22 protein-coding genes are annotated in these 25,813 nt (G+C 62.3%); 13 read left to right on the top strand and 9 right to left on the bottom strand.

The features are described 5' to 3' along the window. The first annotated feature begins 15 nt into the window (after positions 1–15). Positions 16–1,674, top strand: coding sequence for an acyl-CoA synthetase (locus LG047_RS02250; protein WP_227965075.1), 1,659 nt, complete (start codon positions 16–18; stop codon positions 1,672–1,674). 128 nt (positions 1,675–1,802) lie between these two features. Here the strand turns inward: LG047_RS02250 and LG047_RS02245 are convergent, their stop codons facing one another. Then, positions 1,803–1,970 (bottom strand): hypothetical protein, encoded by a 168-nt coding sequence (locus LG047_RS02245; protein ID WP_192815579.1) that lies wholly within the window; start codon positions 1,968–1,970, stop codon positions 1,803–1,805. Positions 1,971–2,026: 56 nt separating this feature from the next. Further along, positions 2,027–2,194, bottom strand: a complete 168-nt coding sequence (locus LG047_RS02240) for a hypothetical protein (RefSeq protein WP_192815578.1) — start codon at positions 2,192–2,194, stop codon at positions 2,027–2,029. Positions 2,195–2,528: 334 nt separating this feature from the next. On the opposite strand from LG047_RS02240, the gene LG047_RS02235 reads away from it, so the two are divergent. After that, positions 2,529–4,358 (top strand): ABC transporter transmembrane domain-containing protein, encoded by a 1,830-nt coding sequence (locus LG047_RS02235; RefSeq protein ID WP_227965073.1) that lies wholly within the window; start codon positions 2,529–2,531, stop codon positions 4,356–4,358. Positions 4,359–4,428: 70 nt separating this feature from the next. Next, positions 4,429–4,869: a nuclear transport factor 2 family protein gene (locus LG047_RS02230; protein WP_227965071.1), complete on the top strand. Its 441-nt coding sequence runs from the start codon at positions 4,429–4,431 to the stop codon at positions 4,867–4,869. Here the strand turns inward: LG047_RS02230 and LG047_RS02225 are convergent. Continuing rightward, on the bottom strand, positions 4,859–6,817 hold the full coding sequence (locus LG047_RS02225; protein WP_227965069.1) for a pilus assembly protein TadG-related protein: 1,959 nt from the start codon (positions 6,815–6,817) through the stop codon (positions 4,859–4,861). The two genes, LG047_RS02230 and LG047_RS02225, sit on opposite strands and share 11 nt — an antisense overlap. Positions 6,818–7,131: 314 nt before the next feature. Here LG047_RS02225 and guaB point away from each other — a divergent pair, with 314 nt between their 5' ends. Next, positions 7,132–8,619 carry an IMP dehydrogenase gene (guaB, locus tag LG047_RS02220; protein WP_036281801.1) on the top strand — a complete coding sequence of 496 codons (1,488 nt, stop codon included), beginning with the start codon at positions 7,132–7,134 and terminating at the stop codon, positions 8,617–8,619. A 233-nt stretch (positions 8,620–8,852) separates the two neighbouring features. Here guaB and LG047_RS02215 read toward each other — a convergent pair whose 3' ends face one another. The 4 genes from LG047_RS02215 to LG047_RS02200 all read right to left on the bottom strand — a co-directional run bounded on the left by LG047_RS02215 (position 8,853) and on the right by LG047_RS02200 (position 12,755). Next, positions 8,853–9,950 (bottom strand): helix-turn-helix transcriptional regulator, encoded by a 1,098-nt coding sequence (locus LG047_RS02215; RefSeq protein WP_227965067.1) that lies wholly within the window; start codon positions 9,948–9,950, stop codon positions 8,853–8,855. Positions 9,951–10,085: 135 nt separating this feature from the next. Continuing rightward, the gene (locus LG047_RS02210; protein WP_227965065.1) at positions 10,086–10,484 is read right to left on the bottom strand and encodes a cytochrome C; all 399 of its coding nucleotides are present in this window, start codon (positions 10,482–10,484) and stop codon (positions 10,086–10,088) included. A 14-nt stretch (positions 10,485–10,498) separates the two neighbouring features. Beyond that, a complete protein-coding gene (locus LG047_RS02205; RefSeq protein WP_227965063.1) occupies positions 10,499–11,578 on the bottom strand; it encodes a metallophosphoesterase in 1,080 nt (359 codons plus the stop codon). 28 nt (positions 11,579–11,606) lie between these two features. After that, entirely contained in the window at positions 11,607–12,755 is a 1,149-nt protein-coding gene (locus LG047_RS02200) for a cytochrome-c peroxidase (protein WP_227965060.1), read from the bottom strand. 401 nt (positions 12,756–13,156) lie between these two features. Between LG047_RS02200 and LG047_RS02195 the strand changes: the two genes are divergently transcribed. The 8 genes from LG047_RS02195 (at position 13,157) to LG047_RS02160 (ending at position 22,660) form a co-directional block, all read left to right on the top strand. Further along, a complete protein-coding gene (locus LG047_RS02195; RefSeq protein ID WP_227965058.1) occupies positions 13,157–14,194 on the top strand; it encodes a cytochrome-c peroxidase in 1,038 nt (345 codons plus the stop codon). 946 nt (positions 14,195–15,140) lie between these two features. Further along, on the top strand, positions 15,141–15,911 hold the full coding sequence (gene amoC, locus LG047_RS02190) for a bacterial ammonia monooxygenase, subunit AmoC (protein ID WP_084678888.1): 771 nt from the start codon (positions 15,141–15,143) through the stop codon (positions 15,909–15,911). Between the two features lie 291 nt (positions 15,912–16,202). Beyond that, on the top strand, positions 16,203–16,961 hold the full coding sequence (amoA, locus tag LG047_RS02185; protein WP_036281738.1) for a bacterial ammonia monooxygenase, subunit AmoA: 759 nt from the start codon (positions 16,203–16,205) through the stop codon (positions 16,959–16,961). 165 nt (positions 16,962–17,126) lie between these two features. Next, complete coding sequence (amoB, locus tag LG047_RS02180; RefSeq protein ID WP_036287217.1) at positions 17,127–18,389, top strand: bacterial ammonia monooxygenase, subunit AmoB; 1,263 nt, start codon at positions 17,127–17,129, stop codon at positions 18,387–18,389. Between the two features lie 434 nt (positions 18,390–18,823). Continuing rightward, entirely contained in the window at positions 18,824–19,444 is a 621-nt protein-coding gene (locus LG047_RS02175) for a hypothetical protein (protein WP_227965056.1), read from the top strand. 85 nt (positions 19,445–19,529) lie between these two features. Then, positions 19,530–19,925 (top strand): copper resistance CopC family protein, encoded by a 396-nt coding sequence (locus LG047_RS02170; RefSeq protein ID WP_227965055.1) that lies wholly within the window; start codon positions 19,530–19,532, stop codon positions 19,923–19,925. Between the two features lie 130 nt (positions 19,926–20,055). Next, positions 20,056–21,981, top strand: a complete 1,926-nt coding sequence (locus LG047_RS02165) for a c-type cytochrome (RefSeq protein WP_227965053.1) — start codon at positions 20,056–20,058, stop codon at positions 21,979–21,981. Between the two features lie 70 nt (positions 21,982–22,051). Then, complete coding sequence (locus LG047_RS02160; RefSeq protein ID WP_227965051.1) at positions 22,052–22,660, top strand: copper chaperone PCu(A)C; 609 nt, start codon at positions 22,052–22,054, stop codon at positions 22,658–22,660. Between the two features lie 136 nt (positions 22,661–22,796). On the opposite strand, the gene LG047_RS02155 is transcribed toward LG047_RS02160, so the two are convergent. After that, positions 22,797–23,024: a hypothetical protein gene (locus tag LG047_RS02155; protein WP_036281729.1), complete on the bottom strand. Its 228-nt coding sequence runs from the start codon at positions 23,022–23,024 to the stop codon at positions 22,797–22,799. 261 nt (positions 23,025–23,285) lie between these two features. Continuing rightward, positions 23,286–24,245 (bottom strand): phosphatase PAP2 family protein, encoded by a 960-nt coding sequence (locus tag LG047_RS02150; protein WP_227965049.1) that lies wholly within the window; start codon positions 24,243–24,245, stop codon positions 23,286–23,288. Between the two features lie 213 nt (positions 24,246–24,458). Here LG047_RS02150 and LG047_RS02145 point away from each other — a divergent pair, with 213 nt between their 5' ends. Next, a complete protein-coding gene (locus LG047_RS02145; RefSeq protein ID WP_036281722.1) occupies positions 24,459–25,661 on the top strand; it encodes a pyridoxal phosphate-dependent aminotransferase in 1,203 nt (400 codons plus the stop codon). The last annotated feature ends 152 nt before the right edge of the window (positions 25,662–25,813 follow it).

The raw sequence follows: 25,813 nt of genomic DNA, 5'->3' as shown, positions 1-25,813 counted from the left end.
CCGGGAGCATTTTTCATGACCGCCTCCGCCTATGACCGCGATCTCGACCGCAACCCCGCCAATTTCCAGCCGCTCACGCCGCTGACTTTTCTGGCGCGCGCGGCGGCGGTGTTCCCCGAGCGGGTGGCGATCGTCCATGGCGATCTGCGGCGGACCTATCGCGACTTCTATGCGCGCAGCCGGCGCCTCGCCAGCGCGCTGGAGAAGGCCGGGATTGATCGGGGCGACACGGTGTCCGTGATGCTGGCCAATACGCCGGCGATGCTGGAATGCCACTATGGCGTGCCAATGACCGGGGCGGTGCTGAATACGCTCAACACCCGGCTCGACGCCGCGATACTCGCCTTCACGCTGGACCACGCCGAGGCCAGGGCGCTGATCGTCGACCGCGAATTCTCCGGCGTCATCCGCGAGGCGCTTGCGCTGGCAAAGACGAAACCCCTGATCATCGATTACCACGATCCGGTTTATACCGGGCCGGGCGAGAGGTTGGGCTCTATCGACTATGAGGATTTCATCCTCTCGGGCGATCCCAATTACGACTGGAAGCCGCCACGCGACGAGTGGGACGCCATTTCGCTCAATTACACCTCGGGCACGACCGGGGACCCCAAGGGCGTCGTCTATCATCATCGCGGCGCCTATCTGCTGGCGCTCGGCAATGTGCTCACCGGCAATATGGGCCAGCATCCGGTCTATCTGTGGACCCTGCCGATGTTCCACTGCAACGGCTGGTGCTTCCCCTGGTCGCTGTCTGTCGCCGCGGGCACGCATGTCTGTCTGCGGCAGGTCCGGGCGGGGCACATGTATGAGCTGATGGCGGAACATGGCGTCACGCATCTGTGTGGAGCGCCGATCGTGATGTCGACGCTCCTGGGCGCGAGCGAATCGGAAAAGAAGCCGCTGTCGGTGACCGCGCGATTCTTCACCGCCGCCGCGCCGCCGCCGCAGGCCGTGCTGGCCGCCATGAAGGCGGCGGGGTTCGAGGTCACGCATCTTTACGGCCTCACCGAAACCTACGGTCCCGCCGCGGTCAACGAGTGGCAGGAGGCTTGGGACGAACTCGATGACGCGGGGCAGGCGCAGATGAAGGCGCGCCAGGGCGTGCGCTATCAGGTTCTGGACGCGATCGACGTGATCGACCCCGAAACGATGCAACCGGTGCCGCGCGACGGCGCGACGATGGGCGAGGTGATGTTCCGCGGCAACATCGTCATGAAGGGCTATCTCAAGAACCCCTCCGCCTCCGAGAAGGCCTTCCACGGCGGCTGGTTCCATTCGGGCGATCTCGGCGTGATGCATCCGGACGGCTATATCCAGCTCAAGGACCGCTCCAAGGACATCATCATTTCCGGGGGCGAGAACATCTCTTCGATCGAGGTCGAGGACGTTCTCTTCAAGCACCCGAAGGTGAGCGCCGCCGCCGTCGTCGCCGCGCCGGATGACAAGTGGGGAGAGACGCCCTGCGCCTTCGTGGAGCTGAAGGCGGGCGCGGAGGCGACCGCCGACGAGCTGATCGCCTGGTCGCGCACCCATCTCGCGCATTTCAAATGCCCGCGTCACATCGTGTTCTGCGAGCTGCCGAAAACCTCGACCGGCAAGATCCGCAAATATGTGCTGCGCGAGCGCGCCCGCGAAATGTGGCCGGCGGGATCGTCCACGGCGTCGCTCTGAGGGCGAGCGCCCTGCGTCAAGACATTGTCTGAAAACAACACAGCCAGCAATCGCTTGCGCGAATGCTGGCTGCTGTCGACTGGCTTCGGGACCGGGCTTGACGCCCGGAAGCCGTCGGTTATCGTTTACTAGAAGAACAGGCCGAGGCAGCCGCCGGCGAGAGCGCCGACAACACCTGCCGCGATCGTGTTCTGCATGCCGCCGAGAGCGGCGGCAGCCAAGCCACCAAGGAGAACCGCGCCGACGCCAGCGAAGATGTAGGTATTTGTGGTGATTTCGAATTCTTTATCAGCCATAACCTTCACTCCTGTTTCGTTCGCAGAACCGCGCCAGATTGGCCGGGAAAGCTAGATTAGAAGAACAGGCCGAGGCAGCCGCCGGCGAGAGCGCCGACAACGCCAGCCGCGATGGTGTTCGGCAGGCCGCCGAGAGCGAAAGAGGCGAGACCGCCGAGAAGGACGGCGCCGACGCCAGCGAAGATGTAGGTGTTCGTCGTGATTTCGAATTCTTTATCAGCCATTTCTTTCACTCCTCTTTCGTTCCCGAAGCTGCGCCTTATCGTTTTTTCTGTGGCGCATTCTCCTTCGCCCCTCAGGGCCGCGTCATTTCGACGCAGGGGGACGTTACCACAAGTTTCGGCGCTGTCCAGCGCCGCGGTGAAATGGGTGCGACACCATGTCGCGCATCATAAGTTATTGTTAATAATTGTGCTTCTGTTGAGGAGCATCAATTTTCCGCCGGCCGTCATGAAAAATAATTTTTTCGGTCATCGATTTTTTTTGTCATAGGCGGGCGCAGGGCGGCGCCTGAAGCGGGGTCGTTTTCCCTCGCGGCGGGCGCTATACCGACGTCCCATGACCGAAATCAAAGAAGCCTCGCGCGCCGGCGTCGCATCCCCTTCCGCCGAATCGAAAAACCGGTTCCGCGCCACGCTTTCTCCCTTGCGGCCCCTGCTGCCTTACGCGCTGCGCTACAAGGCGACGATCGCTTTCGCTTTCGCGGCGCTGATCGTCGCGGCGGGGACGACGCTCACGCTGCCGCTGGCCGTGCGTGGCATGATCGACCACGGTTTTTCAGCGGACAGCGCGGGCGCGGTGAACGCCTATTTCGGCGCGATGATTGGCGTTGCGGCGGCGCTCGCCGCGGCTTCCGCCACCCGCTATTATTTCGTGATGACGCTCGGCGAGCGCGTCGTCGCGGACCTGCGCGCCGATCTCTTCAAGCATCTCACGTCGCTCGACGCAGCCTTCTACGACACCGCCAAGACCGGCGAGTTGCTGTCGCGACTGACGGCCGACACTACGTTGCTGAAATCGGCGTTCGGCTCTTCCGCATCCGTCGCGCTGCGCAATTTTTTCATGTTCATCGGCGCGGTTGTGATGATGGTCGCGACGAGCCCGAAGCTCGCGGGCCTCGCATTGGCGGCGATTCCCGTCATCGTCCTGCCGCTCATCGCCTCCGGCCGCGCCGTGCGCAGCCGCTCCCGCCATGCGCAGGACGCGCTGGCGCACGCCGCCGCCTACGCGGGCGAGAATCTTTCGGCCGTGCGCGCCATGCAGGCCAATGGCGCGCAGGCTTCCACCGTCGCGCGTTTCAGACACGCGGTCGAAACCGCCTATGACGCCGCGCAGGCGGCGACGCAGATGCGCGCCTTCGTCACGGCTGGCGCCATCCTCGTCGTCTTCGCCAGCATCGTCGCCGTGCTGTGGCTTGGCGCGCAGGATGTGCTGGCGGGCCGCATGAGTTCGGGCCTGCTGTCGCAATTCGTTCTCTATGCGGTGCTCGGCGCGAGTTCGCTCGGCGAACTGTCGCAGGTCTGGAGCGAGGTCACCGCCGCCGCCGGCGCCGCCGGCCGCATTGCGGAGATTCTCGCCGTGGCGCCGAAGATTGTCGCGCCGCCTGATCCTGCTCCTGCGCCGGCTCGCTGGCGGGGGCGCATCGTCTTCGACCATGTGCGCTTCGCCTATCCGACCGCGCCCGACAGAACGACGCTGAGCGATCTCTCGCTGACGGTCGCGCCGGGCGAACGCGTCGCCCTGGTGGGGCCTTCCGGCGCGGGTAAGTCCACGCTCTTTTTGCTGCTTCTGCGCTTCTACGACGTCGACGCCGGTTCGATCACGCTCGATGGCGTGGACCTTCGCGCGCTCGATCCGGCGGCTCTTCGCGCCGCCTTCGCGCTGGCGCCGCAGGACCCGGTGATTTTCGGGCTGACGGCCGCCGAAAACATCGCCTATGGCCGCGAGGGCGCCGCGCGCGAGGAGATTGTCGCGGCCGCGAAACGCGCGCAGGCGCACGACTTCATCGTGGCCTTGCCGCAAGGCTACGACACGATGCTTGGCGAGCGCGGGGTGACTCTCTCCGGCGGCCAGCGCCAGCGTCTTGCGATCGCGCGCGCCATTCTCGCCGACGCCCCCGTCCTGCTGCTCGACGAGGCAACATCCGCGCTAGACGCCGAGAACGAAGCCGCCGTGCAGGCTGCGCTGCACGACGTTATGTCGGGCCGCACGAGCATCGTGATCGCGCATCGTCTCGCGACTGTGCTGGAAGCCGATCGCATCGTCGTGCTCGACGATGGGCGCATCGTGGAGGAGGGCACGCATGCGAGCCTCAGCGCGGCCGGCGGACTCTATGCGCGTCTCGCGAAGCTGCAATTCGACACCGACCGCGCGAGCGCGCCCGTGTGAAGTCTTTTCCGCTTGCGTTGATTTCCAGACGCTTTAGCCTTCCGTTGTCATTTGCACGGGAGAGTTTTCAATGTCGCCCGAGGATCGCAACGTCGCAATTTTACGCAACGCATACCAGACATGGCATGACACGAAGGCCGGCAGCGTTGATTGCTGGCTCGGTTTCATCGCGGACGAACTGAATTTTGGCTCATTGGCGCAAGGCCGTCCCGACTCCCTCGCTTTCACCTGCACCCGCAACACCCGTGAGGGAGTCGCGAGCTACCTGTGTGAACTGACGCGCGACTGGGAAATGATCGACTATGTCGTCGACCATTATGTCGCGCAGGGCGACCGCGTCGTGGCGATCGGCCGGACGTCGTGGCGCAACAGGTCTACCGGCAAGGTCGCCGACTCGCCGAAATGCGACGTGTGGCGCTTCAACGCGGCGGGGCAGGCGATCGAGTTCTTCGAATATTACGACACGGCGGCGCTAATCGACGCGACGCGGCCGTCCCCCCTCAGCGCGTAAGGCGCAGGGGCGACGCCGCGGCGGACGACGCGATCTGCCCGAAAGCGCTGTTCAGCGCTGCCGAATCCGTTGCGAGGAAGGCGTATTCCGGCTTGCTCGCGCAATAGCTCAGCAGCGTGGCCGAGCGGGCCTGTTCGGTCGCGCTCAAAAAGCCATTGTGGTTGAACATTACCGTGTAGATCGAGATTCCCTTCGCCTTGGCGTTGTCGCAGGCTTTCTTGAGACGGTCGTCGAGAAAGGTCTGCAGGCCGGCGTAGGTCGTCACGCCATCGGCCACGGACAGTCGGCTCGCGCCCATATAACCGTAAGCGGAATAGTCGGAGATGTTGGCGCTGGCGGCGTTGCCGTTGTCGGCGAGGCCGTTGACGCCGTCCGTCATCAGCACGATCACTTTTTTCGTCTTCTTATCGGTATAGGCGGCGCCATCGGCATAGGGCTTTTGCGGCGAAAGGGTGCGCCATGCCCACATCAGTCCCTCGGAGATGACCGTGCCGCCGTTCAACCAGTAGTTCATTGAGTCGATCGCAGCGGTGACGGTCGACAGATTGTTGGTCAATCGCGTCAACGGCTCGGGACAGGAGGCGTTGGGGCCATATGTCTCGGGCGAGGTCTCGGAAATGATCGCCGCCCGCGTCGATCCGTCATACTTCAGGATGCTCTGGCCGTTGTTCCAGGGATTTGCGACCCAGTTCCACAAGATCGGGACCGTGAAGTCGGCGAGATAATTGTTGTGGAACCGTCCTGAGCCGGAAACATACGGCCCTGGAGCCGCATAGGCGCCCGTGCTCGGCAGGTAATCGGGTTCGTCGGGCCAGAAATAGGGAACGAACAGGGATGCTGGGTCCCCCGCGGCCGGCGGCGTCTCGGTGACGTCATAGTCGACGCCCGTGGTGTAGGAACGTCCGAAGGCCGCATTGGCGGCGGCGACCTCGACGGCGTTTGCGCGCGCCTCGACGCAGCCTTTCCAGCGCACGACATTGCCGCTGCTGTCGCGCAGGCGCTTGAAGAGCTCGTAATTGCTGACGACGCCGGGGTTCGTCACCCAGTCGCAGCCCGCCGTGCTCGACGATTTGGGCTGTATGCCGAATCCCATGGGGGCCGAGAACAGTCGCCACGTCACGTTGGACTTAAGCACTTGGAGCAGCAACGGCGGGACAGTGTTCGGCGTGACGTCGGCCGCGTAGGCGGAGCCGACGCCGAAGAGTTCCCTCGCGATGCGACGAAACGGATCGAGAAGCTGAATCAGGTCGCGGGCGTCGCCGGTCGTATCGCCGCTCGAGCCGCTGCCGGGCCCCGTGCCGCCGCCAGGTCCCCATGAGGGCGTGCAGTTCTTGTCATATCCTAGCCAGCCATACATGAACCAGTTGCCGGTCGCGGGAGCGACTGCGGCCGTGTCGACCTGGGTCAAATCCGTGAGACCCGGATTGACTGCGGCGACATATGGCACGACGCTGACTTTCACGTTCCCGCCGCTGCCGCTCATGACATTTTGCGCCAGAGTCTTTGCCGCCTGCTTGAGCGCCGGCATGTCGTCGCGCATGGAGCCAGTGTTGTCCAGCGCGAGGGCGATCTCGATCGGATTGGTCGAGCCGCCGACCACTCGGGCTTCGGAGGTGACGACGACGGGGATTGTGTCGAAACGCGCGACCTTCATGATGCTGGTCGCGATCGACGCCTGAATCTGAACCTGAAAGACGCCGGCCGAAGGCTCCGTTTCGATGATCGTCAGGCTGAGGTTCCGGGCCTTTGCGCCCAGGTTGGCGAGGACGGCGTTTTTGGCGATCTGTTCGCGTGCGAGTTGGGTCAGGGAGGTCCGTGCGCCAGCGGCGAGCGCGCCGGCGTCGGCGGCCTTCTGAAGGCTTGACCGCAGGAGGGTCGCGCGACCGTAATCTATCGCGGCTCCAGCCATGAAGGTGACGGGAATCATGGCGAGACCGAATGCGATCATCGCCGTTCCCGACCGGGATTTCCGAAAGATTTCTGCGCGCCTGACGAGGTCTCCAGCGAGCGAGCAGATCAATGAATTCATGACGAATGGCCCCGTTCGATTTGCGAAGGGTAATTTGCGCGCAACCCGTCAAGCTTGAGTAAAATCCCATGAGCTCAAAAAGCTAATGGGGATTAAGGCGGCCAGCTTCGCGCAGGCGAGGGGGTCCGGGGCGGGGCATTTGCCTTTACAAGGATTAATGCTATGAGCACCCGCCAACCCTACACGGCGACGCGCCGTCGCTTTTGCCGCTATTGCGAAAAGGAGTTGGCTCTATGGCCCGTACGCCCCTCACGTTGACCGAAGCGCTGACATTCGACGACGTGCTGCTGCGGCCGGGCCATTCGCGGGTGATGCCCTCGGGCGTCGACATCTCCACGCGACTGACCCGCGACATCACGCTCAATCTGCCGATCATCTCCGCCGCCATGGACACGGTGACGGAAGCGCGCCTCGCCATCGCCATGGCGCAGGCCGGCGGCATCGGCGTCATCCACCAGAATCTCTCGCCCGCGGCCCAGGCGGCGGAAGTGCGCAAGGTAAAGCGCTATGAGAGCGGCATGGTGGTGGATCCGATCACGATTTTCCCCGACGAGACGCTTGCCGACGCGCTGGCGCTGATGGCGGGACACGGCATTTCCGGAATCCCGGTCGTCGAGCGCGGGCCGAACAGCGCCAAGGGCAAGCTCGTCGGCATCCTCACCAACCGCGACGTGCGCTTCGCTCAGGACAAGAGCCAGCTGATCGCCGAGCTGATGACGAAGAAGCTCGTCACCGTGCGCGAGGGGGTGGGGCAGGCGGAGGCGCAGCGTCTGCTGCACGAGCACCGCATCGAAAAGCTGCTCGTCGTCGACGAGGACTTTCACTGCGTCGGCCTCGTCACCGTCAAGGACATCGAGAAGGCGACCCAGCACCCCAACGCGGCCAAGGACGCCGAGGGCCGCCTGCGCGTCGCCGCCGCCTCCACGGTTGGCGACCACGGCTTCGAGCGCGCGCTGCAACTCATCGACGCAGGTGTGGACTGCATCGTGGTCGACACCGCGCATGGCCATTCGCAGGCGGTGATCGATCAGGTCGCGCGCGTGAAGCGGGAAACCAACAAGGTCTCGATCATCGCCGGCAACATCGCGACCGCCGAGGCGGCCAAGGCGCTGATCGACGCCGGCGCGGACGCGATCAAGATCGGCATCGGCCCGGGTTCGATCTGCACCACGCGCATCGTGGCGGGCGTCGGCGTGCCGCAGCTGACAGCGATCATGGAGGCGTCGGAGGAAGCGCGCAAAGCGGGCGTGCCCGTTATCGGCGACGGCGGCGTGAAATATTCCGGCGACCTCGCCAAGGCGATTGCGGCGGGCGCGGATGTGGTGATGATCGGCTCGCTCTTCGCCGGAACGGAAGAATCGCCCGGCGACGTGTTCCTCTACCAGGGCCGCTCGTTCAAATCCTATCGCGGCATGGGCTCGGTCGGCGCGATGACGGCGGGTTCCGCGACGCGCTATTTCCAGGGCGATGTGAAGGATCAGCTGAAGCTCGTTCCCGAAGGCATCGAGGGGCAGGTGCCCTACCGCGGCCCGATTTCGCCGATCCTGTACCAGCTCGCCGGCGGTCTCCGCGCCGCCATGGGATATGTCGGCGCTCCGACGATCAAGGAGTTCCAGGAGCGCGCGCAATTCGTGCGCATCACAAATGCGGGCCTGCGCGAAAGCCACGTCCACGACGTCACCATCACCCGCGAGAGCCCGAACTATCCGACGGGCGTCTAACTAAAATGGGGGGCCTCGCGAAGGCCCCCCAAAATTTATGGAGAAAAGTGCTGGAAGCTAGAGAAGGATTAAAAGGTAGCCTGAAAAACGCGGTTTTGTATCGAACACCGGGGCTTTTGGCGTCCGCGGAAATTTCGTCCGCCGCCCGTTGTTCGATTGAAGAATTATGACGAAAGTAATTCTTAATCATCGTCCAAACGGATGACGCGGGCGGATTTCTCTGACGGGCCCCGTCAGGCGGGGAAACCTGCCCCCAGCGGCGAAAGCCCGCCGAGTAGCGAGACGACCTCCGCCTGACGGTTGCAGCCCGTCTTTTCCATTACGTTGCGCATGTGGGTGCGCACGGTGTTGCGCGAGACGGCGCCGTCCGCGGCGATCTCCTCCAGCGATTTTCCGACGACGAGGCTGCGCGCCACGCGCGCTTCCGCGGGCGTCAGGTCGAAGAGCGACTGCACCAGCTCGACCGGCGGCGCCTGCGGCGTTCCGACGGGCGTCATCACAACCACGGCGGCGCAGCCTACGAATATGTCGCGCGCCGCGCCGCGGATCGGCACGACATGGACGATCATGGGCGCGCGCTCTTCGGCGCCGCGTACCGGGAAGGAGCGCGTCGGGGCGCTCCGGTCGTCGTGGAGGGTCGTGATCGCGCCGGTCAGCAACTGGTCGGCTGCGTCGTCCCGCAGCGAGAAAGCGTCCTGCGCGCGCCAGCGCACATAGCCGCTCAGGCCTTCGATCAGCTGATTGGTGGCCAGAACCCGTCCGTTCTCTCCGATGACGAGCGCGGGCAGGCCGATGAGCGCGAGCGTCTCGCTGGCGACGCGGGCGCGCTCCAGTTGCATGCGCGCCGACATCAGCGCCCCGCGCGCGAGGTGGGGCCGCAATTCGTCGAGGCGTCTGACGAAGGCCGGCTCCACCGGGCCGCGGTCGAAATCGCGGTTCAGGCAGATGAAAAGGTCGTCGCCCGTCGGCAGTGACATCACCGTCGAAACGGTCCAGCCGAGGCCGCGCGGACGCAGGAATTGCTGGTAGGTCGGGTCCGTCTCCAGCTCTTGGGGGGTATAAATGTCGGATTCAACCATGAACCCGGCGTATCGAAGGCGCATCAGCCGGGCGCGCCGGTCCCGTCCGCGCTCGATCCACCCCTCCGTGGCGTAGGCCGCCATGTGCTCCCGAACGCAGTCCGAGGACGTCCAGTTGATCGCCTTCGGATTCGCGGCGAACAGCACGCCCCCTCGCGCGTCCGCCATTCGGGAGAGCTCGTCCATGACCCGCGGCCAGAGCTCTGGCGCAAAAGAACTTGCATAGATGCGGTCGACGAGATCCTGGTCCATCTATAACCCGGCAAAACTTGTAGGCTAGCAATTCAAGTCGACAAAGGTCGCTCAAAAAGACAGCCGGCGCAACAGTTTCGCTCGGGCTTGGCCGCAGCCGACGGGCGGTCCCAACTCCGAAGAGCGGGGGAAAGATCAGTGTTTGCCTGGCGTAAGCTTCACGCCACGCCGCTCGAAAGCGATGTAGGACAAGAGGGCGGTCATTTTCGGATCGTCGGCCGCAAGCGCCGCGCCCTGCAGCGGATTCTTGATGCACCAGTTCACCATTTCCCAAAGCTGCGCGACCTTCCCGAGCTGCTTCTGGAATTTCGGATAGGTCTCCGGATGCGTATTGGCGGCGTTGGGATGGCATTGGGCGCAGGCGACGCCATTCGTCCCCAGCGCGCCGCTCGTCCACAACTCGCGGCCTTTTTTGGCTACGGAGTCGAATTCGCCTTGCCAGCGCTCGACGTCGGCCTTGCTGAATTCATCCGCGAGAGCGGATTGCGCCATCAGGGAAAGGCCCAGGGCCAGGGCGATTGTGACACGAAGCATTTTGTTCTCCTCGGTCAGTAGTGGGTTTGCGCCGTCTTGCGGCGGCTCGGCTCCTGATAAGCCTTGTCCACCGGCTTTCCCTGCTTTCGGTCGAAGCCGACAACACGCTCCTGATTGTCCCAAAGCTGGTAACGCGCCGTGATCCGGCCGGAGTTGACGTCGATGAGCTGCCAGCCTGTCGCATCACGCTCGAAGAAGGGGTCGGCGCGGTTCATCGGAACGGTGAGCACGGGAACCTGCGCGCCGGCCTGCGCATAAGAATCGGGGTAGGGCCAGGGCCACGCCGTCGCCATCACCGAGTTGAAGGCGATATTGCCGATCTGGTTGTACTGAATCTGGTGCACATGTCCGTAGATCACGTTTACGCTCTTGAACGGTTGCAGCAGCGCCTGCACCTGCTCGGCGTCGTCTGTCCAGAAGTTCCAGCCTTTGTAGATTTTTTGTAGCGGCGAGTGCGAGAACACGATGAGAGGCGTGTCCTTCGAGACCTTGGCGAGATCATCCGCCAGCCATTTCCGCTGCTTCTCGCCGACCATGAAGGGCGAGCCGTTGGGATTGTCGAGGCCCGCCATCTCCTGCATGCGCCGCTCGGCGGTCGGCCAGCGATGAAATGTCCACTCGTCGGTGGTGAGGATCGAGTTCAGCACGACGAAATGCACGCCCTTGTGATCGAAGCTGTACCACTGCGGGCCGTAGAGTTTCGACCAGTATTCGCCGAGGTCGAGATAATAATCATGCTCACCCATCACCGCATGGAGCTTGCTCTTGAGATGTGAAAGCATCTCGGCGCCATGGTCGAGCTCCTCGCGCTTGCCGAGCTGCGCGAGATCGCCGCCGAACATCACGAAATCGGATTCGGGAATGATGAGATTGGCTTCGGCGACCGCACGCTTGAGGCCCATGTCCCAATTGCGCACGAAACTCGCGCCCTTGATCTGCTGGATGTGGGAATCGGAAATATAGGTGAAGGTGAAATCCTCGCGCGTTCCGCCGAAGGCAAGCCGAACCATGCTCAGCGGCAGCGTCGTTACGGTTCCCGCGAGCCCGGCAGCGCCCGCGGCCATGACGCTTCGCCTGGTGATGAGTTTCGACATTGTTTCCTCCGTCGCGGTTCGCGTCGCGTCATTTCGTCTGGGCGGCGACATAAGCGGGACTCGTCAACGTCTCCAGGAAGGCGACGAGATCGTCCATCTGCTCATTTGAGAGATTGAGCGGACGAATGCCGCCCGAGAGATAGGGGTTCACGGTCGGCGGATCGCCGGGGCTCATCCCTCCGTTGTTGTAATGGATGACGACGTCCTTGAGCGTCTTTAGGGAACCGTCGTGCATGTAAGGCGCAGTGACCGCGACATTGCGCAGGGTCGAGGTCTTGAAGCCGCCAATCTCGTCGAAGGAGTCGGTCACTGCGAAACGGCCGAGGTCCGACGTCTTCGGATCGCCGAGCACGGACCTGTCGACGTCGCCTCCCGCCGTCTTGGCCTTCAGAAATTCGGCGGCAAGTTTCGGGACATCCGCCTGTATGCGATTGATGCCGACCCCGATGTTGTGGAACCGGTTGTCGGTAAAGATCGCCTGCGTCTGTTCGATCACATGGCAGGAGACGCAGCGGCCCTGTCCGACGAAAACCTCGAATCCGCGTTTCGCCTGATCGCTGATCGCATTGGCGTCGCCGCCGAATCGCCATCTGTCGAAGGGCGAGTCGCCCGAAATGACCGTGCGCTCGAAACTGGCGATGGCCTTTTTCACGTGGTCCATCGTCACATCGTTTCCGGTCTTTCCGAACGCCTTACTGAAGGCTTCGACATAGGCCGGATCCTCGCGCACGATCTTGAGCACGGGCTCGTGGCTGGGCAGTCCCATCTCGACAGGATTGACCATCGGATGTTGTGACTGGTCTTCGAGGGACTGTGAGCGGCCATCCCAAAACTGCGTTGTGAAATAGGCGGCGTTGATCACCGTCGGCGCATTGCGCGTCCCGGTGAGTTTGTGATGACCCTCCGACACGCGCAGCGGACTGTCTGTGAAAGCTTTCTTGTCATTGTGACAGGTCGCGCAGCTCACAGTTCCGTCGATCGAAAAGCGCGCGTCGTGAAACAGCTTGTCACCCAATGCGATTTTTTCGGGCGTCTGGGGATTGTCAGCGGGAATCGGGACAGGGGGCAGACCCAGAGGTTCGGCGTCGGAACCAGAGACGCCGAGAAGGAATGTGAGCAAGAGAGCGGCGAGCGTCGCTTCGACGCGAATCCCCCTTGGATCCAGGCGCATGGTCATCGTTTCCTCCCGTCCCCGATGCGGCTCTTCACCACCCGTGGTTAACTTGGCGCTTGTTGACGTATGTAAAGGGGAGTCCATTCGCGCTTGTCGTATTTCCGTCGCGCGAATGCTGTCAGGCTCGAGACGAGCGAAGCGCCGGCCCGAGGTCAGGCGGCCCATGCTCCTCCCGGCGGGATAATTCAATTTCCGGTCGCAATCTCACCACGGCGCCTGATGGCGGGGACGAACTCATTCCGTAACAAGAGCGCCTCCATAAGGGGCTGGCGCGTTCCCGCGCTGCGCCGTGAGGGCTTTTTCGGCGCCCGGGGTTGTGGTAGCCGATGATCGAGCTTCAGGCGCCATGCGGCCGCCGGAGGCGATCGGGTTTGCGTGACGAAAAAACCAGGGAGTGAAATAAAATGTCTCGACTTCGGATCGCCTCAACGAGCGCGATGCTGCTTTTCCCGCTGATGGCTCAGGCCGGCGACCTTCGCGCCGACGCCAACGCGGTGTTCAAGACCGTCGATTCGGTCAATGTCTCTTCCATCGTGAAGAACAACGAGTTGACGCCTGCGAAGGCCGAACTCGGAAAGAAGCTCTTCTTCGAACCCCGCCTCTCGAAGAGCCAGGTCATCAGCTGCAACAGCTGTCACAACCTCGCCACGGGCGGCGTCGACGCGGGGCCGCTCTCGATCGGCCACGGTTGGGCGAAGGGCGGACGCCGCGCCCCGACCGTGCTCAACGCCGTGTTCAACATCGCGCAGTTCTGGGACGGCCGCGCCGTCGATCTCAAGGCGCAGGCGAAAGGCCCCGTGCAGGCGGACGTCGAGATGAACAACACCCCCGCCGCCGTCGAGGCGACGCTGCGCAGCATGCCCGCCTATGTCGCGGAGTTCCGCGCCGCCTTCCCGAATGACGCGAATCCGGTCAGCTTCGACAACATGGCCAACGCCATCGAGGCCTTCGAGGCCACGCTGACGACCCCCAACGCCAAATTCGACAAGTTCCTCAAGGGCGACGACAGCGCCATGAACGAGGTCGAGAAGAAGGGCCTGCGCCTGTTCATGGACAAGGGCTGCGCGGGTTGCCACAACGGCGTGAACGTCGGCGGCAACAGCTACCAGCCGTTCGGCGTCGCCCAGAAGCCGGGCCCGGAGGTTATCTCGCAGACCGACAAGGGCCGTTCGAAAATTACGGGCAACGCCGCCGACGACTTCGTCTTCCGCGTCGCGCCGCTGCGTAATGTTGCATTGCACGCGCCGTATTTCCACAGCGGCAGCGCCTGGACGCTGGAGGACGCCGTGGCGATCATGGCGAAGGACCAGCTCGGCCAGACGCTTTCGGCGGACGAAACCGGCGCCATCGTCGCTTTCCTCGGCACGCTGACCGGCGATCAGCCCAAGGTGCAGTATCCGATCCTGCCGGCGCGCACCAAGGACACGCCGCGTCCTCAATAACAGCCACGGGAGCGCGCACTTGCGGCGCGCTCTCTTCATTCCGTTCGCATTCAATCGACGCATCGCGGGCTCGTCGTGTCGGACGTCCCCCGCAAGGGTCCAGGGCAATAGCGAGCGTTGTTTTCTCCAATCTTGTCTACATAGGAATCAGTCGCCGACCGGGCGCGGCGCCGTGAAGGCAGATTTGGCCTGGGGAGCGTCTCAACGGTGTCCGCCGCCGCGCGTCGCATTGGGCAGCGCATCGCGGCGATTTCAGTAATCGAGCGTCATTTCAATTATTTGACCAGATCGGAATGGATCTGAAACCGGCTCGGATCTCTTTTTTCGATATCGAAAGCATCCATGCCGACCATCGATCGTCCAGATGATGAGGCATTTGTGGTCACATCTGTGACAATCCATCTGGCGGGGAGTGGCTGGGCGGGAACAAACTTTCGCCATAATATCGGCTCGGCCCTGCATATCGCCCGAAAGTCCTGATTTTGTCGCGGGCGGGCGTTACGCCCATTATACCAAAAAATCTTTCATACGACCCCAAAGGGTAGTTTTTCTCCTATCCACTGGGGTTGCACTGACTATTCGATAGACAGTTTTTAGCTATACCAAGGGATATTGTGATTAATTTGGGGAGGGGGAATTGTTGGGCCACGCTAAGCGGGGTCTTTGAACTGGTCCGAGAGGGTCTGTTTTGGGCTTTGTCTTAGGCGGCGACGTCGGTGTTCGTCCGATAACAACAAGCGGCTGTGCCAGGGTTTGGTTTGAGGGTTTCGATCTTCGGGCTGGATTTTTGGAAGGCTGCGGCAAGACAAGGGCGGTGAGGCGCGGATCTACTGAGATAGGTTGCGCCCAACGTTTACGAAAACGAGGACGAAGCAGCTCTGTTCTGGGAGGCGGAGCGATACCGGTCACGCGCATATCCCTGGGAGCACATAGGAGGAGTTAAAATATGAGCTCGACGACAAGCGCGGCTGCTGGCGCAGCTGCAGAAGTAGAATCCGTAGTCGATCTGCGTGGCATGTGGATTGGCCTCGTGCTGCTGAACGTGTTCTATCTGATCGTTCGCATTTACGAGCAGGTCTTTGGCTGGCGCGCGGGTCTGGACTCGTTCGCTCCGGAGTTCCAGACGTATTGGATGTCGATCCTGTGGACGGAGATTCCGCTTGAGCTGGTTTCGGGCCTCGGCCTTGCCGGCTATCTGTGGAAGACCCGCGACCGCAACGTCGACGCTGTTACGCCTCGTGAAGAGATGCGCCGTCTCGTTGTCCTGGTCCAGTGGCTTGTCGTTTACGGCATCGCCATTTACTGGGGCGCTTCGTTCTTCACGGAGCAGGACGGCACGTGGCACATGACGGTGATTCGCGACACGGACTTCACGCCGTCGCACATCATCGAGTTCTACATGAGCTACCCGATCTACTCGGTTATCGCGGTTGGCGCGTTCTTCTATGCGAAGACCCGCATTCCGTATTTTGCTCATGGCTACTCGCTGGCGTTCCTGATCGTCGCCATCGGCCCGTTCATGATCATCCCGAACGTTGGCCTGAATGAGTGGGGCCACACCTTCTGGTTCATGGAAGAGCTGTTCGTTGCTCCGCTTCACTGGGGCTTCGTGTTCTTCGGCTGGATGGCTCTGGGCGTGTTCGGCGTCGTCCTTCAGATCCTGATGCGCATCCATGCCCTCGTCGGCAAGGAAGGCGTCAAGCTCCTGACCGAGTAATGACGATGGCCGCCCGCGCCGAGCGCGCGGGCGGTTTTCTCGGCGGACCTGAAGTTTCGGACAATTTGCGGGGTTTGGCTGCTCGCCTGGCGGCGACGGTTTCCTGGAGTTTGGCCTGAATTCGGGTTCACGAAAGAGAGACGCCGCGGGAACGCGGGGTGGAAGGGGATCTGGACGACGTCATTGGAGCGCCGTCCGGGAGCCGGTCCGGGGAGCGAAGAGCCTTCGGTCTGGTCGCAAAAAGAAACTCGCGCGTTTTGAAGCGCTCGAGAAACACCAAGGAGAAGAGTGATGTCACAATCGAAAAGCGGGGGAGCGGTCGGACCGTTCAACTCCGTCGCCGAGGCGGCGGGTTGCGTTCAGACGGTCGACTGGATGCTTCTTGTTCTGCTGTTTTTCGCCGTTCTCGGCGGTTATCACGTCCACTTCATGCTGACGGCGGGCGACTGGGACTTCTGGGTTGACTGGAAGGATCGTCGTATGTGGCCGACGGTCGTGCCGATTCTGGGCGTGACCTTCTGCGCGGCGTCGCAGGCTTTCTGGTGGGTCAACTTCCGTCTTCCGTTCGGCGCCGTTTTCGCGGCTCTGGGCCTTCTGATCGGCGAGTGGATCAACCGCTACGTCAACTTCTGGGGCTGGACGTATTTCCCGATCAGCCTGGTGTTCCCGTCTGCTCTGATCGTTCCGGCGATCTGGCTCGACGTGATCCTTCTGCTGTCGGGCTCCTACGTGATCACGGCGGTTGTCGGCTCGCTGGGCTGGGGTCTGCTGTTCTATCCGAACAACTGGCCGGCGATTGCGGCGTTCCATCAGGCGACCGAGCAGCATGGTCAGCTGATGACGCTTGCTGACCTGATCGGCTTCCACTTCGTCCGCACGTCGATGCCGGAATACATCCGCATGGTCGAGCGCGGCACGCTGCGCACGTTCGGTAAGGACGTTGTGCCGGTTGCGGCGTTCTTCTCGGGCTTCGTCTCGATGATGGTGTATTTCCTGTGGTGGTTCATGGGTCGCTGGTATTCCACGACCAAGGTCATCGACACCATCTGATGCGGGCTGTGGTCCGCGGTTCGGAAGGGTCGCGGTCCCCGCCTGGAAAAGGAAGAACGCAAACTGGATCAGGTTTGTCCATCGGGTTGGCCTGACGGTTTGCGGATGAAAAAATCGGCTGGCGCGCGAGGCGCCGGCCGGAAGAGGAACCTGGGAGGTTTGTTCATGAAAAAGCTAGTCAAGCTCGCCGCCTTTGGCGCGGCGGCTGCTGTGGCGGCGACGCTTGGAGCGGTTGCTCCGGCCTCGGCGCACGGCGAGAAGTCGCAGCAGGCGTTCCTTCGCATGCGCACGCTGAACTGGTATGACGTTCAGTGGTCGAAGACGACGGTCAACGTCAACGAGGAAATGGTTCTTTCGGGCAAGGTTCACGTCTTCTCGGCGTGGCCGCAGGCCGTTGCGAACCCGCGCGTTTCGTTCCTGAACGCCGGCGAGCCCGGCCCGGTTCTGGTCCGCACGGCGCAGTTCATCGGCGAGCAGTTTGCTCCGCGTTCGGTGTCGCTGGAGATCGGCAAGGACTACGCCTTCTCGATCAACCTGCGCGGCCGTCGCGCCGGCCGTTGGCACGTTCACGCCCAGATCAACGTCGAAGGCGGCGGCCCGATCATCGGACCCGGCCAGTGGATCGAGATCAAGGGCGACATGAAGGACTTCACCGACCCGGTGACGCTCCTCGACGGTTCGACCGTTGACCTCGAGCACTACGGCATCAGCCGCGTTTACGCGTGGCATCTGCCGTGGATGGCGGTTGGCGCCGCGTGGATCTTCTTCTGGTTCGTCCGGAAGGGCATCATCACGTCCTACATCCGCGTTGCGGAAGGCAAGGCTGATGACGTCATTGGCGATGACGACCGCCGCATCGGCGCGATCGTCCTTGCTCTGACGATCCTCGCGACGATCGTTGGTTACGCTGTGACGAACTCGACCTTCCCGCGCACGATCCCGCTTCAGGCCGGCTTGCAGAAGCCTCTGACGCCGATCGAGACGGAAGGCACCGTGGGCGTCGGCAAGGAGAATGTGACGACCGAGCTGAACGGCGGCGTCTACAAGGTTCCGGGCCGCGAGCTGACGATCAACGTCAAGGTGAAGAACAACACGTCGCAGCCGCTGCGTCTCGGCGAATACACCGCCGCTGGCCTGCGCTTCCTGAACCCCGACGTGTTCACGACGAAGCCGGACTTCCCGGACTACCTGCTGGCCGACCGCGGCCTGTCGGTTGACGCGACCCCGATCGCGCCGGGCGAGGCGAAGGAGATCGTCGTGAAGATCCAGGACGCCCGTTGGGACATCGAGCGTCTGTCTGACCTGGCTTACGACACCGACAGCCAGATCGGCGGCCTCCTGTTCTTCTTCTCGCCGGACGGCAAGCGCTACGCCTCCGAAATCGGCGGCCCGGTCATTCCGAAGTTCGTCGCCGGCGATATGCCCTAAGCGTCCTTCAAACGACTGATACAATCGACCGGCCGGATGAAAATCCGGCCGGTTCCTTTTTGGGGTGATGCTCAGTTTGGCTTGTCGATCAGCATTTCCTGTGGCGGAGTAATGACCTGTCACGTTGAAAGCGGGTGTGGCCGGCGGGATGTATTTTGAAACAGGGCCAATGCTTTTGCTGAAAATCAATTGGTGCGTCCATTCGACGCAAACTCAACACGGGCTTTTCGCTCGCCTCCGCTGCAGTTTTCGGGAAATATATCAGCGGAGTGCAAGCTGGCGGGCACTGGCGCAAACGCTTCCCCATCTTCGGGTCATGCATGAAGACGAGGGGGGAAGGAATGCAACGTCGGCCCCCGGGTGCCGAGCAAGGACGCTCTTCGATCTGGAATTGCGGCAGGCGTCCATAAGAAACGAACAATCGAGGGATGGAAATGATGAATTGGCGTAGCGCTGTAGCCGCTATCTTCGGGGTGGTTCTTTCGATGGCGTTTGCGCCACAGTCCCGCGCCGAGGGCGGCGCCGGCCCGGAAGCGATGTCGATGGGGAACATGTGCATGGTCATGTTCGGCTATGACATGATCCACATCACGGTCTTTCAGCCGGACAAATCGCGCAGCGAATATTGCGATGAAATTCCGGCGACGGGTCGAACGATAATGGCCTTCGACATCGAGAACCCGGCTTTTCGGGATCTGCCGCTCGAACTGCGCATCATCCGTGATCCGCTGACGCCGGTTCTGCCGACCGGCGAGAAGGAGCTCGACGCCCTTACCGAACTGCATCTCCCGGCCAAGAAATATTCGAAGGGCACATTCAGCGTCGAGCACAATTTCGCGAACAATGGGCATTACATCGGCCTGGTAACGCTGACGCGAGAGAGTGGCCAGCAGGAAACGGCTCAATTCAAATTCATGGTCGGGGAGACGCTCTGGGCCTGGGTGCCGCAGATTGCAGGAACGATCCTGATCGCCGGCATCGTGTTTGTGTATTGGAAACACACCCATCCGTCCGGGGGAAAGAAGAAAGAGGCGGCCGACGTGGCCGCGTCTTGAATGCGTCCTTCGGCGTGTTCATTTCAAAAAGCGGGATAAGCGCTCGTCCAAAGTGAAGAGGCAAAAGCGCCTCAGGGGAAACGCCATGATGAAGTTTGTTCCAACGTTGCGCGGGATCATTGCCTCGAAGCTGTTGGTGGCCGGGGCCGTCGCCATGTCGATGGCCGGCTCGCCGGCGTTCGCGCACTCCTTTCTCGTCGAGGCGACGCCGTCCTCCAAGGACCATGTCGCAACATCGCCGAAGACCGTGAAGCTGCGTTTCGGCGGGGGCGTCGAGCCGGCCTATTCGAAGCTCACGATCGAAGGCGCCGACGGAAAGGTGCTGGCGACGGGCGCCATTGGCGTTCCTGACAAGCCGCGAGAGCTCTCGGTCGAGTCGCCGGAATTGGCGCCGGGCAAATATGTCGTGCGCTATCGGGTGCTCTCGACCGACGGGCACATCGTCGAGGGCAATTACGAGTTCACGGTCGATCCCAAGTAATCGAATCATCGACAATCGGCGCGCGCACGGCAAGGTTTGCTCCTTGCTGTGCGGCTCCCTCTAATCTCCTGACGACGCAGAGCAGCGGCGGCGCTGCGCCGGTTTGAGAGCATTATCGGGCGAAAAGAGAATGTATCTGTCTCTCGCGTTCATACGCTTCCTCGAAAGCCTGCCTTCAGCTCTTGCCGTCGGGCTTTTGCTGTTGCCCCGCCTCATCGGCGAGGATGGCGGGCGCTTCAAGATTCCTGTCGCGGCGGCTGCTGTCTTTCGCGCCTTGATTGGTTTCGCGCTGCTCTTCGTCACCGCGCGGGCGATTATTCCCGCCGAGCGGCCGTTGAATTTCGAGGTGCTCCGCGAATTCACGCTCGGCACAAGCGTCGGTATGGCCTGGATTGCGACGCAACTCATCGCCTTCTTCTTCGCAGGGCTGACGGTCGCGCGCCTGTTTGTGTCGTCCGACCTGCTCGATCGCATCACGCTCTGGACGGGCGTCGTGGTGCTCGCCGTCGTCTCCGTTACAGGCCATGCGATCGACGACGGCCTGCCGAGGTGGACGCAGATAAGCTTCCTTTTGCACACCGCGGCCGGACTCACCTGGCTCGGCGGTCTTCTCGGTCTCATCTGGTGGATGTTCACCGCCAAGAGCAAGCCGCCGGAAGTCGCGGCGCAGCTTGCCGAGCGCTGGTCGATGGTCGCGAAGGTCGCCGTCGGCCTCGTGGCGGTCAGCGGTGTGGCCATCGCCTGGGAGAATGTCGGCAGCATACCCAATATGCTGGCGACTCCTTACGGTCGGCTGCTGACGCTGAAGCTCACGTTCCTTTGCGCGGTCCTTCTGTGCGCCCTGGCGATCGTCCGCTACATGGCGAAGCGTCCCGCGGGCGAATTCGACGTCGAATGGGTCGGCAAGATCGGCGGCGTCGAGGCCGCGTTTGGCTTGGGGCTGCTGGCGATCGCGGGGTATATCGCGGTCATTACGCCGGCGTCGCATGAGACGGATATTTATTGGCCTCTGCCGTTCCGGCTTTCCTACATTGCGACCTGGGGCCAGAAGCCGGCATTCCCGTCGCCGATCTGGTGGTGGGCGATCGCATCGGGCGTGTTTGCGATCGCGGCGGCAATGATCTGGTGGACGCCTGCGACACGCGAGCGCCGGCTCTATGCCGCGCCTGCGGCGACGATCGCGGCGCTGCTTTGCCTTGCGGTCTCGTTCTCGACGGAAGCCTATACCGACACCTACAACGATCCGACACAGGACTTCACCGCCGAGTCGGTCACGCGTGGGATGCAGGCGTTTCAGGAAAATTGTGTCGCGTGCCACGGCCCGATGGGCGAGGGCAATGGGCCGATGGCGAAGGACCTCAAGAATGCGCAGGGCCTTGCGATCCAGCCCGCCGATCTGACCGCGCCGCATGTCGGAACGCATACGATCGGCGACATATTCCACTGGCTGACCTTCGGCGGGCAAAGCGGCGTCATGCCGAGCTTCGCGCATGTGCTCGACGTCGACGATCGCTGGGACATGATCAACTATCTGCTGATGTTGTCGAACACCAATCGTTCGCGTTTTATCGGCCCCGTCGCGATGATCCAGTGGCTGATCGCTCCGGATTTCGCCCTCGTGGATCCGAAGGAGGAGGTGACAACCTTCTTCAAACTGCGCGGCAAGCCGACGCTCATCTCCTTTGCGCGCTGCACGGCGACGGGCGAGGAAGCCAAGGAGCTCGAGGCAAGCCTGTTGAAGGCGGCTGAATCCGCCAAGGCCTCCGGCGCGAATCATGTGACGGTCTACACCGGCGATTGCCCGGCGGCCGCGAAGGGGCTCGAAGCGACGCACCCGAAGGCGGTAGAGATGGCGTATTCGATCATCAACCGCTATCCGAACGTTCCTTACACGACTGAAATCAACGAGGCGCATTTCCTTGTCGATCGTTCGGGCTATGTGCGCGCTCGCTTCCGACACTTCGCGCCTGACGACGGCAACGCCACACAGCTCGCCGCGCAGGTCGCAATGATGGCGCAGGAGCCGCTGGTCGAAATCAATCTGCACTCGCACTGAGCTTTTGGCGCGAGTGAGAGAAAAGCGCTTTCAAGCCGGCGCCAAAGCTGGCCTATCAAGGGAGAGAAAGATGATGATCAAGCGGCGTGATCTTTTGGCGTCGGGGGGCTCTTTGCTCGCGGGCGCGGCTCTCGGAGTCGTTGCGCTGCGGGGTTCAGCGCAGGCGCATGAATATGACGTGGGCAAGCTGAAGGTGGAGCATCCCTGGCTCCGCGCCCCCGCGGACGGCGAGAAGAACGCGTCTTTCTACGCCTTCATTCACAACAACGGCGACACCCCGGACAAGCTCGTCGCAGTCAAGGTCGAGAAATTCGGCAGCGCCGTCATTCATGGCGACGCCAAGAATCTCGCGCTGGAAGCGCCGGTGTTGCTGCCGCCCAAGCAGAAGATCACGCTTGCGCCCGGCGGCGCCTATGTCGCGCTGCTCGACGCCAAGAAGCATCTCGAAGTCGGCTGGGGCCTCGAGATGACGCTCGTCTTCGAGAAGGCGGGCGAAGTTGTGATCGACGCCGCGATCGACGCGCCCGACGCCAAGCACGCGCATGACGCCGAAGCGATGGAGCGTTGGGAAAAAGCCCACGACAAGGACACCTCCGGGCCGAAGCCGGAAGCCGGGCACGAAGGCCATCACGGCCACCAGCACCATCATGAGGAGAAGAAGACCGAAGGCGCGCAATAACCGGCGCGCGGCGAGGGATGCGGCTTTGACGCCGCATCCTGCGTATCGAGGCTACGGCGAAGCAACTATTCGCAAAAATTCAAACGCGCGCCTCGCGGCGCGCGCTTATATAAATGACTTTATTCAAAAACGCCGTTCAGCGTTCCATCGAGACCAGACGTCCCGAAAAGGCGCCGTTGTCGGCGAGCGGCGATGATTTTTGAACGGAATTTACCGGCAGAGCGAAGCCCAACACGAACGCCGCTGTCGCCATCGCGGCTACCAGCAGGATCGACACACGAAACTGCCTACGAGCCGACTCGCGATCGAAGCTGCGCGTGAAAGCGGGTTCAATCTGATCGTCGAACTTATCAACGAGCGACATTTTACTTATTCCTCTCGCATTTCGCCCTTGTAGCTGCCCAACACCCCGGCGACCGCTCCCTCCAGACGCCGCGGAAGAGCTACGGACCGTGTTACGTCCGCGTCCTTGCAGTAGAAACGACGATCGGCGGAAAAAGTTGCATGCCTTTTCGGAATTTTTATAAATTTTTAATAATTGAACCACTCGCCGGATCAAATAGTTGATTCGTCTTGCAGAGTCGCTTTTCTTTCGCACTTGCAGCACCCCCGCAGGCTGCGTGAACTATGCTGTAACACGGCCAGTCAGCTCGGAAGCCGAAGTAGAAGCCGGGATTTCGACGATGGTTTTTCTCCGCAGTGCAAAATCGGCGAGGCGCAGGGCAAGGACGGTAATGGCGGCGCCGACCGCGACATCGGCGAAATGATGCCCGCCATCGGCCGGAATCGACATCAAAACAAGGATGTTCAGCACGATCGCGAGCTTTCCGAAAAAGGGCGTTCCCCATAGCGCGTAAACCGACAATATGGCTAACGCCGTGTGAAAGGACGGGCAGCCGATCAGGCCGGTGAAGTCCTCCATGCGCAGGGTCGGCGTCGGCCCGACGTGCAACGCCAGCAGTTTCAGCGCTTCCTCTTTCGACATGGCCAGTTCGAACGTCGGATCGGCAAGACCCTGCGCGTAATGCAAGGGCAAGGCGCCGAAGCTCGGGAAGGCCGTCCAGAGGGCGATCGTTAGCGCCGAGGAAAACATGAAGGCGAGGGTAAACCGGTCGAGGCGCTCGAATCGTTTCGTGAAGCCGAGAACAATGATCGCTACCGCCACCTGCGGCAGCGACGTCAGATAGGCGAAGGTCAGCATCCGGCCGAAGAGGGGACTGGATTTCGCCCATACGACATAGCCCCACCAGTCGATTCCCATCGCCTGGTCGACCCGGGCGAGGAAGGCGTCGTTCAGCGGGCGACGAAGTTCGAGGCCGAGGTAGTTGTCCAGAACGGCGACATTCGAATAGACGACGATCTGCGCGACGACGAAGACAGTCGCCGCTATGCCCTCGTCGCGCCCCAGCAGGCGATAGACGACACCGACGCCGGTGAGGGCGCCGGCCATCAGATAGACGGGGATGAGCGTGCTCCAGTCCACCCGCAGCGCCGTGAAGGGCGAGAAAAGTTCGAAAAGCGCCACGCAGCCGAAAATGACGCCGAGACGCCAGTAATCCGCGTAGGTCAGCAGTCGAGTAGACATCGGCAAGCCCCCGTATGGCTCGCCGCATTAAGCCTGTCCGGTCCCAAATATCCGATTAATGGCGACGTCCAAGCTGTGTGCCGCGCCGCACCAGCAATATTCGTCGCTCGCAAACATTGGCTTTTCCATTGATCGGCGCAAAAGGCGCGACTATCTTCGGCGGCGTTATGTGCGGCGCACCAAGCCGCGCTCCCTCGCAAAAGGCGCTTATCAATGTCCTTCCTCGCCCATGCTCTCTCGCGCGTAAAACCCTCCGCCACGATCGCCGTGACGCAGAAGGCGCGGGATCTGAAAGCGCAGGGCAGGGAGGTCATCAGCCTCTCGGTTGGCGAGCCCGACTTCGACACGCCCGAGCACATTCGCAACGCCGCCAAGGCCGCCATCGACCGCGGCGAGACCCGCTACACGCCCGTGCTCGGCATCCCGCAGCTGCGGGAGGCGGTCGCGCGGAAGTTCAAGCGCGAGAACGGGCTGGACTACAAGGCCGCCGACACGATCGTCGCGACGGGCGGCAAGCACATCCTGTTCAACGCCTTCCTCGCGACGCTCAACCATGGCGACGAGGTGATCGTTACGGCGCCCTATTGGGTGAGCTATCCGGAGATGGTCGCCATCTGCGGCGGCAAGACGGTCTTTGTCGATACGAAGATGGAGGACGGCTTCAAGCTGCAGCCGGAGGCGCTAGAGGCCGCCATCACGCCGAAGACCAAGTGGCTCGTGCTCAATTCGCCGTCGAATCCCTCGGGCGCCGCCTATAGCTTCGACGAGATGAAGAAGGTGACAGACGTGCTGCTGCGCCATCCGCAAGTGCATGTCCTCACTGACGACATCTACGAGCATCTCGTCTATGGCGATTTCAAATTCGTCACCCCTGCGCAGGTCGAGCCGGCGCTGATGGACCGCACGCTGACCATGAACGGCGTCTCCAAGGCCTACGCCATGACCGGCTGGCGCATCGGCTACGCCGCCGGCCCGAGCGCGCTGATCAAGGCCATGGACCTTCTGCAGGGCCAGCAGACCTCCGGCGCCTGCTCGATCGCGCAATGGGCGGCGGTCGAGGCGCTGGAAGGGCCGCAGGAGCATCTCTCGATTTTCCGCAAGGCGTTCCAGGAGCGGCGTGACCTCGTCGTGTCCATGCTCAACCAGGCGAAATATCTGAAATGCCCGACGCCCGAGGGCGCCTTTTATGTCTTCCCGTCCTGCGCCGAGGCGATCGGTCGCAAGACGCCCGCGGGGAAGGTGATCGAGACCGACGAGGATTTCGTCACGGCGCTGCTCGAGGCGGAGGGCGTCGCCGTCGTGCAGGGCTCGGCCTTCGGCACGGGACCGAACTTCCGCGTCTCCTATGCGGCGTCGGCGCTCGTGCTCGAAAAGGCCTGCCACAAGATACAAACCTTCTGCGCGAGCCTCCGTTAAAGCGCTGAGAAAAGTGCCGGCGGTTTTCCGTTCGAACGCGCAAAAGGATATGAAGCGGGAGCAAATTCGGCGAATTCGAATTCACCGAATTTGCTCTGGTCGCGTCGCCGCCTTTACGCGGCGCGCCCATGCGCCCTAGATTGTCGAAAAAG

The organism is Methylocystis sp. WRRC1 (assembly GCF_020733155.1).
Lineage (GTDB): Bacteria > Pseudomonadota > Alphaproteobacteria > Rhizobiales > Beijerinckiaceae > Methylocystis.
This window is presented reverse-complemented; position numbering and strand designations above follow the sequence as displayed.

Excerpts from the sequence above, each read along its gene's own strand:
- LG047_RS02145 (WP_036281722.1), top strand. The coding sequence starts at position 24,459 with ATGTCCTTCCTCGCCCATGCTCTCTCGCGCGTAAAACCCTCCGCCACG.
- amoC (WP_084678888.1), top strand. The coding sequence starts at position 15,141 with ATGAGCTCGACGACAAGCGCGGCTGCTGGCGCAGCTGCAGAAGTAGAA.
- LG047_RS02175 (WP_227965056.1), top strand. The coding sequence starts at position 18,824 with ATGATGAATTGGCGTAGCGCTGTAGCCGCTATCTTCGGGGTGGTTCTT.
- LG047_RS02225 (WP_227965069.1), bottom strand. The coding sequence starts at position 6,817 with ATGATCGCATTCGGTCTCGCCATGATTCCCGTCACCTTCATGGCTGGA.
- LG047_RS02230 (WP_227965071.1), top strand. The coding sequence starts at position 4,429 with ATGTCGCCCGAGGATCGCAACGTCGCAATTTTACGCAACGCATACCAG.
- amoB (WP_036287217.1), top strand. The coding sequence starts at position 17,127 with ATGAAAAAGCTAGTCAAGCTCGCCGCCTTTGGCGCGGCGGCTGCTGTG.
- LG047_RS02235 (WP_227965073.1), top strand. The coding sequence starts at position 2,529 with ATGACCGAAATCAAAGAAGCCTCGCGCGCCGGCGTCGCATCCCCTTCC.
- LG047_RS02240 (WP_192815578.1), bottom strand. The coding sequence starts at position 2,194 with ATGGCTGATAAAGAATTCGAAATCACGACGAACACCTACATCTTCGCT.
- LG047_RS02200 (WP_227965060.1), bottom strand. The coding sequence starts at position 12,755 with ATGACCATGCGCCTGGATCCAAGGGGGATTCGCGTCGAAGCGACGCTC.
- LG047_RS02170 (WP_227965055.1), top strand. The coding sequence starts at position 19,530 with ATGATGAAGTTTGTTCCAACGTTGCGCGGGATCATTGCCTCGAAGCTG.
- LG047_RS02195 (WP_227965058.1), top strand. The coding sequence starts at position 13,157 with ATGTCTCGACTTCGGATCGCCTCAACGAGCGCGATGCTGCTTTTCCCG.
- amoA (WP_036281738.1), top strand. The coding sequence starts at position 16,203 with ATGTCACAATCGAAAAGCGGGGGAGCGGTCGGACCGTTCAACTCCGTC.
- LG047_RS02160 (WP_227965051.1), top strand. The coding sequence starts at position 22,052 with ATGATGATCAAGCGGCGTGATCTTTTGGCGTCGGGGGGCTCTTTGCTC.
- LG047_RS02150 (WP_227965049.1), bottom strand. The coding sequence starts at position 24,245 with ATGTCTACTCGACTGCTGACCTACGCGGATTACTGGCGTCTCGGCGTC.
- LG047_RS02205 (WP_227965063.1), bottom strand. The coding sequence starts at position 11,578 with ATGTCGAAACTCATCACCAGGCGAAGCGTCATGGCCGCGGGCGCTGCC.
- guaB (WP_036281801.1), top strand. The coding sequence starts at position 7,132 with ATGGCCCGTACGCCCCTCACGTTGACCGAAGCGCTGACATTCGACGAC.
- LG047_RS02210 (WP_227965065.1), bottom strand. The coding sequence starts at position 10,484 with ATGCTTCGTGTCACAATCGCCCTGGCCCTGGGCCTTTCCCTGATGGCG.
- LG047_RS02165 (WP_227965053.1), top strand. The coding sequence starts at position 20,056 with ATGTATCTGTCTCTCGCGTTCATACGCTTCCTCGAAAGCCTGCCTTCA.
- LG047_RS02215 (WP_227965067.1), bottom strand. The coding sequence starts at position 9,950 with ATGGACCAGGATCTCGTCGACCGCATCTATGCAAGTTCTTTTGCGCCA.
- LG047_RS02250 (WP_227965075.1), top strand. The coding sequence starts at position 16 with ATGACCGCCTCCGCCTATGACCGCGATCTCGACCGCAACCCCGCCAAT.
- LG047_RS02155 (WP_036281729.1), bottom strand. The coding sequence starts at position 23,024 with ATGTCGCTCGTTGATAAGTTCGACGATCAGATTGAACCCGCTTTCACG.
- LG047_RS02245 (WP_192815579.1), bottom strand. The coding sequence starts at position 1,970 with ATGGCTGATAAAGAATTCGAAATCACCACAAATACCTACATCTTCGCT.